This is a genomic window from Streptomyces javensis (assembly GCF_039525925.1).
GTDB classification, from domain to species: Bacteria; Actinomycetota; Actinomycetes; order Streptomycetales; family Streptomycetaceae; genus Streptomyces; species Streptomyces asiaticus.
In genome coordinates this window covers 74,702-87,558 of record NZ_BAAAIF010000023.1, presented here as the reverse complement: position 1 = coordinate 87,558, position 12,857 = coordinate 74,702, and the positions used below count along the sequence as shown (strand labels likewise).

Genomic DNA, 12,857 nt, shown 5'->3' with positions numbered 1-12,857 from the left:
GGGACCACAGCAGGCGGCGGCACAACCGCTCAAGACAGCGGGACCACAGCAGGCGGCGGCACAACCGCTCAAGACAGCGGGACCACAGCAGGCGGCGGGGCGGCTCCGAGCGCCCGCAGGGCGGCCACAGGCGGTGGGTCCTCAAGTGGCGGCGGGGCGGCGGACGGACGCGCGATGGCAGCGGGCGGCGGGGCGGCTCAAGGCAGCGGGGCGGCAGCGGGCGGCGGCGGGGCGGCCTCGGGGCGCCCGGCGGCGGGGCGGGCGACGAGCCGGGATGTGGCGCGCGCGGCGGGCGTGTCCCAGGCGACCGTCTCCCTGGTGCTCGGGGAGAAGTGGCCCGGACGGGTCTCCGAGCGCACCGTGGAGACCGTGCGCGCCGCCGCGCGGGATCTCGGCTACCGCCCCAACCTCGCGGCCCGCAGCCTCCGTCTGGGCCGCACCAGGACCGTGCTGCTGGTGGTGCCCGCCCTCACGACCGAGTTCTTCGCCCGCGTCTACACCGGCGCCGAGCGGGTCGCCGCCGACCACGGCTTCGGTGTGGTGCTCTATCCGTCCCCCGAGGGCGTGGGCCCGGCCCGGGACCCGTTCGACTCGGCGCGCGCCTCGCTGGACGGGGTGATCGCCTCCTCCATGGCGGCCGACGCGCTGGTCGCGGTGCGCGGCGGCGGACTGCCGCTGGTGATGCTCGACAGCGACCCGGACGACGCGGCCGCCGCGGCCACGGTCAACCTCGACATCGCGGACGGGGCGCGGCAGGTGGCCGGGCATCTGCTGGGGCTCGGCCACCGCCGGGTGGCCCATCTCGCGGCGGCGGTGGACTCCTGGACCTTCCGGGTCCGCGCCCGGGCGCTGGCGGAGGCGGTGGACGGGGTGCCGGGCGCCGCGCTGAGCGCCGAACCGGCGGGGCTGAGCGTCGAGGAGGGCCGCCGGGCCGCCGAGCGGGTCCTGGCCCGCCCCGGGCCCCGGCCGACCGCGCTCGTCTGCGACGACGACATCGTGGCCGCGGGGGCCTGCAAGGCGGCCCGGCGGCTGGGCCTGCGGATCCCGGACGACATCTCGGTGACCGGCTTCGACGATCTGGCCCTGGCCACGGCGGTGGAGCCGGAGCTGACCACGGTCCGGCTCTCGGCGGAGGCGGTCGGCGCGGCCGGTATGCGGGCCCTGATGACGCTCCTGGACGGTGAGACACCCCAGGACACCGTGCTCCCCGTCGATCTGGTCCGCCGCGGCTCCACGGCCCCTCCCCCACGGTCCTGACCCTGGCTCGGGCCCCCAGTTCGGGCCCCATCGCGTGGTCATAACACCACCGCCGCCCCGGTGGGCCGGGGCGGCGGTGGCGGAGAGATAAAACGGTGGCGGGTGGGTCAGTCCTCGGATTCCGAGGAGGACTCCTCCGAGGACTCGGCCGACGCCTCCGCATCGGATCCGCCCTCTCCGGGCTCCAGGAGCCGGGAGAGCTGGCCGCCCAGGACGCGCTTGAACTTGCGCTTCTGGGGGCGGGTGCGGTCCAGGACCGCGACCTCGAGCTGCTCGGCGGTGAGGCTGCGCTCCCCGCCGTTGTTGTCACGGGAGAGCGAGTCGACGGCCAGCTTGAGGGCCTCGGCAAGGGTCATGCCGTCCCGGTGGCGCTGGTCGAGGTAGCTGCTGATCTGATCGGCGTTGCCACCGACGGCGACCGAGCCGTGCTCGTCCACGATGGAGCCGTCGTGCGGAAGCCGGTAGATCTGGTCGTCCTCGGGGCCCTCCCCGACCTCGGCGACGATCAGCTCGACCTCGTACGGCTTCTCGGCGGCGCTGGAGAAGATCGTGCCCAGGGTCTGGGCGTAGACATTCGCCAGTCCGCGGGCCGTGACATCCTCGCGGTCATAGGTATAGCCACGCAGATCGGCGTAACGGACACCGCCGATGCGCAGATTCTCGAATTCGTTGTACTTACCGACCGCCGCGAAGGCGATCCGGTCATAGATCTCGCTGACCTTGTGCAGCGCACGGGACGGGTTCTCCGCGACGAAGACGATGCCGTCGGCGTACTGGAGCACGACCACGCTGCGGCCGCGCGCGATGCCCTTACGGGCGTATTCCGCGCGGTCGGCCATAGCCTGCTGAGGAGAAACATAGAACGGCGTCGTCACCGGCTGTCCGTCCCTTCTGTCATTGGCGAATGCATTCCGGTTGGACCGTCCTGATCAGAGCAGGGCGGCGCGGGGGCCGTCCGGCTCTTCGAGGCGCCGTTCATGGATGGCGCGGGCGAGTTCGGACACCTCGTCCTCGCCGAACCTCTTGAAACCGTCCTCAGTGAGGGAGGTGATGATCGGATAAATGCGGCGGGCGAGATCCGGCCCGCCAGTGGCCGAATCGTCGTCGGCGGCGTCATAGAGCGCCTGGAGCACGGCCGTGGCGGCCTGCTCCTCGGTCGAATCCTCGCGATAGAGCTTCTTGAGCGCGCCCCGGGCGAACATCGAGCCCGAGCCGGTGGCGGCGAAGCCGCGCTCCTCCGAACGCCCCCCGGTCACGTCGTAGGAGAAGATGCGGCCCTTCCCCCGGTCGACGTCCCACCCCGCGAAGAGCGGGACCACGGCAAGGCCCTGCATCGCCATGCCGAGGTTGCCGCGGATCATGGTCGACAGCCTGTTCGCCTTGCCCTCGAGCGAGAGCACGGTGCCCTCGACCTTCTCGAAGTGCTCCAGCTCCAGCTGGAAGAGCTTGACCATCTCCACCGCGATACCGGCGGTCCCCGCGATCCCGACCGCCGAGAACTCATCGGCGGGGAAGACCTTCTCGATGTCACGCTGCGCGATGACATTGCCCATGGTGGCGCGGCGGTCTCCGGCGAGCACCACGCCGCCGGCGAAGGTCACCGCCACGATGGTGGTGCCGTGGGGGGCCTCGATGGCGCCCTGCACCGGGGGCAGCGGACGGTTCCCCGGAAGCAGCTCGGGCGAGTGGTCGCCCAGGAAGTCCATGAAGGAGGACGAGCCTGGCGTCAGGAAGGCAGCTGGTAGACGCCCGGTGCTACGAGTGTTGGCTTCCACGCGTTTCCTTCCAGATAAGCGGCGGCACGCCGTATGGCATCCGCTCGGTCCTTGAACTGCCCCAATGCCGCATTGCAGCTGAAGCAGAGTACGCCACGGACCCTACCCGTCCCATGGTCGTGATCAACATGCGCTGCGGGGGCGGTAAGGCAGATCGCGCAGACTCCCGCCTGAGCCGCGACGAGCGCATCGCGTTCCGCTTCCGTCAGGCCATACTGGCGCTTCAGGTGACCTGCCCTGCCGTCCTCCGCCTTGCACGCCTTGCACCGGCTCGCGAGGCCGTCCGGAGCACTGAGCTTCCGATGCCACTCACTGCGCGGCCTCGCCTCCCGGCAGCCGCGACAGTACTTGTGGCCGGGAGGGACGTGACCCTTGCGGTGCACATCGAGCCCCGCCGCCTCCCGGCGCTCCAAGTAATACTCCTTGGAGCACTCCCGGCAATAAGCCTGAAGCCCGTCTCGCATCGACCTATTGCGTGCGAACGCTTCCACGGAAAGCGTTTGACGACACCGGGAGCACCTTTTCGATGTCACTGGACCGTGTCCGATGTGGCCTATTGTCCACCCTTTTGCACGAAGCTTCGCACGAAATCCTCGGCATTCTCCTCGAGCACGTCGTCGATCTCGTCCAGCACGGAGTCGACGTCGTCCGAGAGCTTCTCCTGCCGCTCCTTGAGGTCGTCCGCGGCCTGTGCGTCCTGCGTCTGCTCCTCGACCTCTTCGGTCGAGCGCGACGCCTTCTGCTGACCGCCGCCGGTGTCCTTGGTCGCCATTTCCCTCACCCCGCTCGGTTCGCCCGCTGATTCGATCGGTCTCAAGATCAGACCCTACAAGCAGGGTCCGACATCGGCCTCCCACTCGCTACAACGCACGGAGGCCACCTCGATGATTCCCGGCCCAAGGGCATTTCAGCCTCCGGACAACACCCGGACCAGGTCCTCGGCCGTGCGGCAGCGGTCCAGCAACTCCTTGACGTGGTTGCGGGTGCCGCGCAGCGGCTCCAGGGTGGGGACCCGTTGCAGAGAGTCACGGCCCGGCAGGTCGAAGATCACCGAGTCCCAGGAGGCCGCCGCCACGTCGTCCGCGTACTGCTCGAGGCAGCGGCCGCGGAAGTAGGCGCGGGTGTCCTCCGGGGGCTTGTTCTGGGCGCGGGCGACCTCCTGGTCGTCCAGCAGCCGCTTCATCTTGCCGCGGGCCGCCAGCCGGTTGTACAGGCCCTTGTCCGGGCGTACGTCGGCGTACTGGAGGTCCACCAGATGGAGCCGGGCGGCGTCCCACTCCAGGGCGTCGCGGCGGCGGTAGCCCTCGAGCAGCTCCCGCTTGGCGATCCAGTCCAGCTCGCCGGACAGGCTCATGGGGTCGCGCTCGAGCCGGTTCAGCACGTCCTCCCAGCGGGCCAGGACGTCCCGGGTCTGCTCGTCGGCGTCCGCCCCGTAGCGGTCCTCGACGTATTTCCGGGCCAGCTCGAAGTACTCCATCTGGAGCTGCACCGCGGTGAGCGTACGGCCGCTGCGCAGCGTGACCAGACGGCGCAGCGTCGGGTCGTGCGAGACCTGGTGCAGGGTGCGCACCGGCTGGTCCACCGCGAGGTCCACGGCGATAAAGCCGTCCTCGATCATCGACAGGACCAGGGCGGTGGTGCCCAGCTTGAGGTACGTCGACAGCTCGGAGAGGTTGGCGTCGCCGATGATCACGTGGAGTCGGCGGTACTTCTCGGCGTCGGCGTGCGGCTCGTCGCGGGTGTTGATGATCGGGCGCTTGAGCGTGGTCTCCAGGCCGACCTCGACCTCGAAGTAGTCCGCCCGCTGGCTGATCTGGAAGCCGTGCTCATGGCCGTCCTGGCCGACGCCGACGCGGCCCGCGCCCGTGACGACCTGGCGGGAGACGAAGAAGGGCGTCAGGTGGCGCACGATGTCCGAGAAGGCGGTCTCCCGCTTCATCAGGTAGTTCTCATGCGTGCCGTAGGAGGCGCCCTTGTTGTCGGTGTTGTTCTTGTAGAGGTGGATGGGCTGGCCGCCGGGCAGCTCCGCGGCGCGCAGGGCGGCCTCGGCCATGATGCGCTCGCCGGCCTTGTCCCAGAGCACCGCGTCCCGGGGGTTGGTGACCTCGGGGGCGGAGTACTCGGGGTGGGCGTGGTCCACATAGAGCCGAGCGCCATTGGTGAGGATCACATTGGCCAGGCCGATGTCCTCGTCCGTGAGCTGACTGGCGTCGGCGGACTCGCGCGCGAGGTCGAATCCGCGGGCGTCCCGCAGCGGGTTCTCCTCCTCGAAGTCCCAGCGGGCGCGGCGCGCCCGGTGCATCGCCGCCGCGTAGGCGTTGACGACCTGGGATGAGGTGAGCATGGCATTGGCGTTCGGGTGCCCCGGGACGGAGATCCCGTACTCCGTCTCGATTCCCATTACGCGCCGTACGGTCATGCGGCCCTCCTTGCCCGGCGCCGCCCCCGGCTGGGATCGGCGCTCAAGTACCGCTGCGCTCCCGGTCCATCTGCGGCCCCCGATCCCCCGTGCCGCGATACTGCGGTACCGAAGAGCCTAGAACGGCCAAGCGGTGCTGCGGAGATCATTACAGTCATTGCTCCGGTCGGGCTCGTAGGACTCATACGAAGAATGCGGTCCGAAAAGCGCATCCGGCTGCGGATGCCCCGTCCAGGACATCCGCAGCCGGACCGCGGTGTTACAGGTACTGACCGGTGTTCGCCACCGTGTCGATGGAGCGTCCGGTGTCCGCGCCCTGCTTTCCGGTGACCAGGGTGCGGATGTACACGATCCGCTCGCCCTTCTTACCGGAGATCCGGGCCCAGTCGTCCGGGTTCGTGGTGTTGGGCAGGTCCTCGTTCTCCTTGAACTCGTCCACGCAGGCGGCGAGCAGATGGGAGACGCGAAGGCCCTTCTGGTTGTGGTCCAGGAAGTCCTTGATCGCCATCTTCTTGGCGCGGTCCACGATGTTCTGGATCATGGCGCCGGAGTTGAAGTCCTTGAAGTAGAGGACTTCCTTGTCGCCATTGGCGTAGGTGACCTCCAGGAAGCGGTTCTCCTCGGACTCGGTGTACATCTGCTCGACCACCGACTGGATCATCCCGCCGATCGCGGCCTTCGGCGACCCGCCGTGCTCGGAGAGGTCGTCGCCGTGGATCGGCAGGGACTCCGTCAGGTACTTCGAGAAGATGTCCTTGGCGGCCTCGGCGTCCGGACGCTCGATCTTGATCTTCACATCGAGCCGGCCGGGGCGCAGGATCGCGGGGTCGATCATGTCCTCGCGGTTGGAGGCACCGATGACGATCACGTTCTCCAGGCCCTCCACACCGTCGATCTCGGAGAGCAGCTGGGGGACGATGGTGTTCTCCACGTCCGAGCTGACCCCGGAGCCACGGGTGCGGAAGAGGGAGTCCATCTCGTCGAAGAAGACGATGACGGGGGTGCCCTCGCTGGCCTTCTCCCGAGCCCGCTGGAAGACCAGCCGGATGTGCCGCTCCGTCTCACCGACGTACTTGTTGAGCAGCTCGGGGCCCTTGATGTTGAGGAAGAAGCTCTTCCCCGCGGGCTTGCCGGTCACCTCGGCGACCTTCTTGGCAAGGGAGTTGGCCACGGCCTTGGCGATCAGCGTCTTGCCGCAGCCGGGCGGGCCGTACAGCAGCACACCCTTGGGCGGCCGCAGTTCGTGCTCCTTGAAGAGGTCGGGGTAGAGGTACGGGAGCTCGACCGCGTCGCGGATCAGCTCGATCTGGTTTCCCAGACCGCCGATCTTGTTGTAGTCGATGTCCGGGACCTCTTCGAGGACGAGCTCCTCGACCTCGCTCTTCGGTACCACCTCGTAGACATAGCCGGACCGGGGCTCGAGCAGCAGGGCGTCACCGGGCCGGATGGTGGTGGCCAGCAGCGGCTCCGCCAGCCGCACCACCCGCTCCTCGTCGGTGTGCCCGATCACCAGGGCGCGCTCGCCGTCCTCAAGGACTTCCTTGAGGGTGACGATGTCCCCGGCGCGCTCGAACTCCATGGCCTCGACCACATTGAGCGCCTCGTTGAGCATGACCTCCTGGCCGCGCCTGAGGTCTTCGAGCTCGACGCTTGGGCTGACATTCACCCGGAGTTTACGGCCCCCGGTAAAGATGTCCGCCGTACCGTCCTCGTTCGCCTGTAGAAAGGCTCCGAAACCGGCCGGCGGCTGTGCGAGCCGGTCGACCTCCTCCTTGAGGGCCACGATCTGGTCGCGGGCCTCACGGAGTGTGTTCGCGAGCCGCTCGTTCTGTGCGGACACTCCCGCCAGATTGGTCTGCAGCTCGACGATCCGCTCTTCGAGAATCCTCGTATGACGCGGAGAGTCGGCGAGCTTGCGGCGCAGGACGGCGATTTCCTGCTCGAGATAGGCAACCTGGCCGGCAGGGTCGTCAGACCCCCGCCCCGGCCGGATGCCGCGGTTGATGTCGTCGTCGTGGGCTGCCACGGTCCTCACCTCCTCCAAGGGGAGCTGGACGCTTCCTGACCCTACCTGGGCCGGTGCGGGTTGAAACCCCTAGATCACAAACCCGGTCGGCGTGTGTCCGATCTTCACCCTTGCGCACTCCCTCACGCCAGGTGAATACCCACCCAACAACATCGGAAAGCGAGCGGTTGTATCGTCGACACGGTCAACACCCGTCAGGGTTGGCGATATTTAGACAATGTTGAAACGCGTATCGAAGGAACAGGAGGCGGCACACCGTGCGGAACGAGGAGCTCGGCGGTCTTGAGGTCTGGATCGACCAGGATCTGTGCACCGGGGACGGCATCTGCGCCCAGTACGCTCCCGAGGTCTTCGAACTCGACATCGACGGTCTAGCCTACGTCAAGAGCGCCGACGATGAGCTGTTGCAGGACAAGGGCGCGACCACCCCGGTCCCCGTGGCCCTGCTGACCGAGGTCAGGGATTCCGCCAAGGAGTGCCCCGGCGACTGCATCCATGTACGCCGCGTCACGGACCGGGTCGAGGTCTACGGACCCGACGCGGAGTGACCCAGCGCGAGTAACCGCTCACACACTCCCCGGAACCGGCAGCGCCTTCAGTACGAACTTTCCGTCCCGCCACTGCCAGTTGACCTTGCGCTCCAGATCCGGACAGCACCGCGGGACTTTGGCCGACGAGTATCCCAGCAACGTGGCCGAAACCCTCTTTCCGCGCACCGCGAAATCGCCGATGCTCATCCCTTCCTTCGGATCCACGAAGGTGGCCACCACACGGGGTGCGGCGCCCGCGTGGCCGGTCGGCTGGGAGAGCACATAGACGCCGCTGGGCGGGGTACCGAACGCGGTGGGGCAGCGCACCACGGCGACGGTCTCCGGCCGTCCGTCCCCGTCCAGGTCCGCCGAGCCCCGGTCGACGACGTCCGGCCGGGCCCGTCCGCAGTTCATCGGATAGTCCGCGGCGCGGGGGTCGGGGGCCTTGGCGGCCGGAAGCTTCCCGGTGCCCGGCGCGGCGGCGGTGGTGGACGTGGTGGCCTTGGCGTCCGAGGGCTGGAAGAACGACCCTCCGGCGATGACGGCGGCCACGGCGGCCGCGGTCGCCACCCAGTGCACCGGACGGGGTTGGGTGTGCGCGAGATCCGGGCCCAGAGGCTGCACGCGGGATGACTCCATGTGAGGGGCTGAGGCGGGAGATGACCCGCATGGTGCCACATCTCACAGGGGCGCGGCCACCGCCCTCACACGGGGAATTCGGTGGCCGCGCCGAGTCGTTGCGGCGCCGGTTTCCGTCGGACGGGCCCGAGGTGGCCGCCGGACGGGTCCCGGACGGCCGTCAGGCGTCGCCGGAGGGCGCGTCCTGGCCGCCGGAGGGGGCGTCCTGGCCGCCGGAGGGGTGCCTGTCGCCCGCTGAGGCGTCCTTGGCGGTGCCGGAGTCCTTGGCGGTGCCCCAGCCCACGTAGTCCTCGCCGTAGGCGCCCTTGGCGGGCCTGCGGCGGCGCATCGGAGGCTCCACACCGTCCGCGAGCCGGCGGGCGGTGAGCAGGAAGCCGGTGTGGCCGATCATGCGGTGGTCCGGCCGTACTGCCAGGCCCTCCACGTGCCAGGTGCGCACCATGGTCTCCCAGGCCGACGGCTCGTTGAAGGTGCCGTGCTCGCGGATGGCCTCCACGGTGCGGGCGAGCTGGGTGGTGGTGGCGACGTACGCGCACAGGATGCCGCCGGGGACGAGCGCCTTGGACACCGGCTCCAGGCACTCCCAGGGGGCGAGCATGTCCAGGATCACGCGGTCCACGTCGGTGTCGCTGAGGTTGTCCTGGAGGTCGCCGACGGTGAGCCGCCAGGCGGGGTGCGGGGCGCCGAAGTAGCGCTCGACGTTCTGGGCGGCGATGTCGGCGAAGTCGGCCCGGCGCTCGTAGGAGTGCAGCATGCCCTGGTCGCCGATGGCCCGCAGCAGGAAGGTGGAGAGCGAGCCGGAGCCGACGCCCGCCTCGACGACTCGTGCGCCGGGGAAGATGTCGGCCATCGCCAGGATCTGCCCCGCGTCCTTGGGGTAGACCACGGCGGCACCGCGTGGCATGGACAGGACATAGTCGGGGAGCAGGGGGCGCAGCGCGAGATACGCGACGTTTCCCGTGGTGCGCACGACGGTTCCCTCGGGGGCACCGATCAGCTCGTCATGGGGGAAGGATCCCTTGTGGGTGTGGAAGTTCTTCCCGGATTCGAGCGTGAAGGTGTAGTGGCGTCCCTTGGGGTCGGTGAGCTGGACCTGGTCCCCGACCTGGAAGGGCCCGCGACGGCGGGCGGCACCGGTCGGTTCGGACATGTGAACAGCCTACCGGGCACTTCGCCGTGCCCGGACCACGCCCGGGGCCTCAGGAGGGGCCCGAGGGGGTCCTGGCCATGGCCGCCACGAAGGCGCGCTCGACATCGGCGGTGGAGAGCACCCCGTAGACCTCGCCGGTCTCCTCGACCACCAGGTACTCGGTGGCCGGGGTGGCCCGCAGGGTGTCCAGCAGCTCCTCGCCGGTGAGCTCGGCGGACACCCGCATACCGTCCTTGAGGTCCTGGGCGAGCCCGCTGACCGCGACCCAGGGGCGGCGATGCTCGGGGACGCCCACGATGGCCGCCTCGCGCACCACGGCGGTCGGGGCGCCGTGGCCGTCCACCACGACCAGGGCCCGGGCCCCGGCCTCGTTCGCCCGGCGCAGCGCCTCGGAGAGCGGGGTGTCGGCCGCCACGGGGACGGCGCGCCGGGTGAGCGTACGGGCGCGCAGGTCCGGCAGCCGCTCCCGCAGCCGGGCCATCCGCAGGCTGTTGCCCGCGCCGGTCCAGATGATCGCGGCGAGTATGGCGGCCAGCAGCGCGTCGGTGAGCGAGTCGACGCTGCCGAAGCTCTTGGGCTCCTCGCCCAGCCCGCCCGCCTGGGTGAGCAGCGGCAGTCCGACGAGCACGGCGACGGCGAGCGCGCGGCCGCTCCAGGCGGCGGCGACGGTGCCGGTCATGGGCCTGCCGCTGATCTTCCAGACGACGGCGCGCAGCATCCGCCCGCCGTCCAGCGGCAGCCCGGGCAGCAGGTTGAACGCGGCCACGATCAGGTTGGAGATCATCAGCCCGGCGAGCAGCACCCCGGGCACCGTGCCGGGCTCCACGACCATCATGCCGAGGTAGAACACGCCCGCCAGGACCAGCGAGAGCAACGGGCCGACGAAGGCGAGCACGAACTCCCGGCCGGGGGTCTCGGTCTCCTTCTCGATCTCCGAGACCCCGCCGAAGAACTGGAGCTGGATCCGGCGCACCGGCAGCTTGAAGCGGAGCGCGGCAACGGTGTGGGCGAGCTCGTGCACCAGCACCGAGGCGTAGAAGGCCACCGCGAAGAAGAGCGAGACCAGATAGCGGGCGGCGCCGAGCTCGGGCAGCACCCGGTCGAGCTGGCCGCCGAAGACCCAGGTGATGAGGGCGGCGACCAGGAACCAGCTGGGCGAGACATACACGGGCACGCCGAAGGGCCGGCCCATGAGAAAGCCGCCGCCCACGTCGCGTGGGCGCGGCTGCTTGCCGCCCTCGGGCCCGGTCGCGCGGTCCGATTCCCCGTTGTCGGACTGCCGCTGCCCGCTGTTGTCCACGGTGTCCCCTCGTCGGATGCTCGGTCGCACCCTTCTTTTTGATACGGTCCCCACGATCATGCAGTGCCGGGGGCTCGAACGTCGATGGTATGCGTCCGGCTGTCGGTGGCGGGTCGTAGGGTCTTCGCCATGGGAACCACCACGGGAACCACCACCGGGAAGGCCGAACCCTCCGACGGGCCGCCCACGTCCGGCCCCGCCGCCTCGTTGTCCCCTTCACGGGCGGCCGATTTCATGCGGTGCCCGTTGCTGTACCGCTTCCGAGTGATCGACAAACTGCCGGAGAAGCCCAGCGCGGCGGCCACCCGCGGCACGGTGGTCCACGCGGTGCTGGAGCGGCTCTTCGACGCCCCGGCCGCCGACCGCACCGCGCTCCGCGCCCGGTCCATGGTGCCGGGCGAGTGGGAGCGGCTGCTGGCGGCCAAGCCGGAGCTGGCGGAGCTGTTCCAGGAGGAGGACGGCGCTCCGGCGCCGGACCGGCTGGCCGAGTGGCTGACGGGGGCCCAGACGCTGGTGGAGCAGTGGTTCTCGCTGGAGGATCCGACCCGTCTGGAGCCCGCGGAGCGCGAGCTGTTCGTGGAGACGGAGCTCGAGTCCGGGCTGACGCTCCGTGGCATCATCGACCGGATCGACATCGCTCCCACCGGTGATGTGCGGATCGTGGACTACAAGACGGGCAAGGCCCCCGCGCCGCAGTACGCGGGCGAGGCCCTGTTCCAGATGAAGTTCTACGCCCTGGTGGTGTGGCGGCTGCGCGGGGTGATCCCGCGGCGGCTCCAGCTGGTCTATCTGGGCAGCGGGGATGTGCTGACGTACGACCCGGAGGAGCGGGATCTGCGGGCCGTGGAGCGCAAGGTACTGGCCCTGTGGGAGGCGATCCGGCTGGCCACGGAGACCGGTGCCTTCGTGCCCCGGCAGACCAGGCTCTGCGGCTGGTGCGACCACCAGGCACACTGTCCGGAATTCGGGGGTACGCCGCCGCCCTATCCGTTGACAGTGCTCCCTCCTCAGTCCGGCAGAATGGACGCGGTCTAGGAGAAGGAGTTCCCGTGGCGATCCGCGTCCTACTGGTCGATGATCAACCGCTGCTGCGCACCGGCTTCCGGATGATTCTGGAGGCGGAGCAGGATCTGGCGGTCGTCGGTGAGGCCGGGGACGGTCTCCAGGCCCTCGACCAGGTGCGGGCGCTGCAACCCGATGTGGTCCTGATGGACATCCGGATGCCGCGGATGGACGGTGTGGAGGCCACCCGTCAGATCACCGGCCCGGGGCGGGACGGCCCGGCCAAGGTACTGGTGCTGACCACCTTCGACCTGGACGAGTACGTGGTGGAGGCGCTGCGCGCCGGGGCCAGCGGCTTCCTGCTGAAGGACGCGCCCGCCACCGAGCTGGTGCAGGCCATCCGCGTGGTGGCGGCGGGCGAGGCGATGCTGGCGCCCAGTATCACCCGCAGGCTGCTGGACAAGTACGCCGGACATCTGCCGTCGGGCGAGGAGCCGGTGCCGGACACCCTGCACACGCTGACCGAGCGCGAGGTCGAGGTGCTGAAGCTGGTGGCCCGGGGGCTGTCCAACGCGGAGATCGCCGCGGATCTGTTCGTCAGTGAGACCACGGTCAAGACGCATGTGGGCCATGTGCTGACCAAGCTGGGGCTGCGCGACCGGGTGCAGGCCGCCGTCTACGCCTATGAGAGCGGGCTGGTCCGCCCCGGCGCGCAGTAGGCGTCACCGGGACGGCTCGGGCGGGAAATGATGGGGGCGA

General features: G+C 69.8%; 13 protein-coding genes. 4 read left to right on the top strand and 9 right to left on the bottom strand.

Features of this window, described 5'->3' with window-relative positions:
• Positions 1 to 174 precede the first annotated feature (174 nt).
• Positions 175 to 1,257: a LacI family DNA-binding transcriptional regulator gene (locus tag ABD329_RS21780; protein ID WP_344316773.1), complete on the top strand. Its 1,083-nt coding sequence runs from the start codon at positions 175 to 177 to the stop codon at positions 1,255 to 1,257.
• A 107-nt stretch (positions 1,258 to 1,364) separates the two neighbouring features.
• On the opposite strand, the gene prcA is transcribed toward ABD329_RS21780, so the two are convergent.
• The 6 genes from prcA to arc all read right to left on the bottom strand — a co-directional run bounded on the left by prcA (position 1,365) and on the right by arc (position 7,477).
• Complete coding sequence (gene prcA / locus ABD329_RS21775; RefSeq protein ID WP_198276051.1) at positions 1,365 to 2,132, bottom strand: proteasome subunit alpha; 768 nt, start codon at positions 2,130 to 2,132, stop codon at positions 1,365 to 1,367.
• A 54-nt stretch (positions 2,133 to 2,186) separates the two neighbouring features.
• Positions 2,187 to 3,032, bottom strand: coding sequence for a proteasome subunit beta (gene prcB, locus ABD329_RS21770; protein WP_198276050.1), 846 nt, complete (start codon positions 3,030 to 3,032; stop codon positions 2,187 to 2,189).
• Complete coding sequence (locus ABD329_RS21765; RefSeq protein ID WP_198276053.1) at positions 2,984 to 3,496, bottom strand: endonuclease VII domain-containing protein; 513 nt, start codon at positions 3,494 to 3,496, stop codon at positions 2,984 to 2,986. The genes prcB and ABD329_RS21765 overlap by 49 nt, the downstream gene beginning before the upstream one ends.
• Positions 3,497 to 3,585: 89 nt before the next feature.
• The gene (locus ABD329_RS21760) at positions 3,586 to 3,804 is read right to left on the bottom strand and encodes a ubiquitin-like protein Pup (protein ID WP_020872584.1); all 219 of its coding nucleotides are present in this window, start codon (positions 3,802 to 3,804) and stop codon (positions 3,586 to 3,588) included.
• A 135-nt stretch (positions 3,805 to 3,939) separates the two neighbouring features.
• A complete protein-coding gene (gene dop, locus ABD329_RS21755) occupies positions 3,940 to 5,451 on the bottom strand; it encodes a depupylase/deamidase Dop (RefSeq protein ID WP_198276049.1) in 1,512 nt (503 codons plus the stop codon).
• Between the two features lie 259 nt (positions 5,452 to 5,710).
• Positions 5,711 to 7,477 (bottom strand): proteasome ATPase, encoded by a 1,767-nt coding sequence (gene arc / locus ABD329_RS21750; RefSeq protein WP_198276048.1) that lies wholly within the window; start codon positions 7,475 to 7,477, stop codon positions 5,711 to 5,713.
• Positions 7,478 to 7,734: 257 nt separating this feature from the next.
• Between arc and ABD329_RS21745 the strand changes: the two genes are divergently transcribed.
• Positions 7,735 to 8,025, top strand: coding sequence for a ferredoxin (locus ABD329_RS21745; protein ID WP_198276047.1), 291 nt, complete (start codon positions 7,735 to 7,737; stop codon positions 8,023 to 8,025).
• Positions 8,026 to 8,043: 18 nt separating this feature from the next.
• On the opposite strand, the gene ABD329_RS21740 is transcribed toward ABD329_RS21745, so the two are convergent.
• From ABD329_RS21740 to ABD329_RS21730, 3 genes are all read right to left on the bottom strand, one after another.
• Positions 8,044 to 8,631 (bottom strand): hypothetical protein, encoded by a 588-nt coding sequence (locus ABD329_RS21740; protein WP_309142656.1) that lies wholly within the window; start codon positions 8,629 to 8,631, stop codon positions 8,044 to 8,046.
• Positions 8,632 to 8,806: 175 nt separating this feature from the next.
• Positions 8,807 to 9,796 (bottom strand): tRNA (adenine-N1)-methyltransferase, encoded by a 990-nt coding sequence (locus ABD329_RS21735; RefSeq protein WP_198276045.1) that lies wholly within the window; start codon positions 9,794 to 9,796, stop codon positions 8,807 to 8,809.
• A 49-nt stretch (positions 9,797 to 9,845) separates the two neighbouring features.
• Entirely contained in the window at positions 9,846 to 11,096 is a 1,251-nt protein-coding gene (locus tag ABD329_RS21730) for a site-2 protease family protein (protein WP_198276044.1), read from the bottom strand.
• Between the two features lie 84 nt (positions 11,097 to 11,180).
• Here ABD329_RS21730 and ABD329_RS21725 point away from each other — a divergent pair, with 84 nt between their 5' ends.
• Together ABD329_RS21725 and ABD329_RS21720 are read left to right on the top strand one after the other, a co-directional pair.
• Positions 11,181 to 12,131: a RecB family exonuclease gene (locus ABD329_RS21725; RefSeq protein ID WP_198276052.1), complete on the top strand. Its 951-nt coding sequence runs from the start codon at positions 11,181 to 11,183 to the stop codon at positions 12,129 to 12,131.
• Positions 12,132 to 12,145: 14 nt separating this feature from the next.
• On the top strand, positions 12,146 to 12,817 hold the full coding sequence (locus ABD329_RS21720; protein WP_009719179.1) for a response regulator: 672 nt from the start codon (positions 12,146 to 12,148) through the stop codon (positions 12,815 to 12,817).
• Positions 12,818 to 12,857: the final 40 nt, after the last annotated feature.

Coding starts and splice junctions, on each gene's coding strand:
- ABD329_RS21780 (WP_344316773.1), top strand. CDS start 175: ATGGCAGCGGGCGGCGGGGCGGCTCAAGGCAGCGGGGCGGCAGCGGGC.
- ABD329_RS21765 (WP_198276053.1), bottom strand. CDS start 3,496: ATGCGAGACGGGCTTCAGGCTTATTGCCGGGAGTGCTCCAAGGAGTAT.
- ABD329_RS21760 (WP_020872584.1), bottom strand. CDS start 3,804: ATGGCGACCAAGGACACCGGCGGCGGTCAGCAGAAGGCGTCGCGCTCG.
- dop (WP_198276049.1), bottom strand. CDS start 5,451: ATGACCGTACGGCGCGTAATGGGAATCGAGACGGAGTACGGGATCTCC.
- ABD329_RS21735 (WP_198276045.1), bottom strand. CDS start 9,796: ATGTCCGAACCGACCGGTGCCGCCCGCCGTCGCGGGCCCTTCCAGGTC.
- ABD329_RS21725 (WP_198276052.1), top strand. CDS start 11,181: ATGGTATGCGTCCGGCTGTCGGTGGCGGGTCGTAGGGTCTTCGCCATG.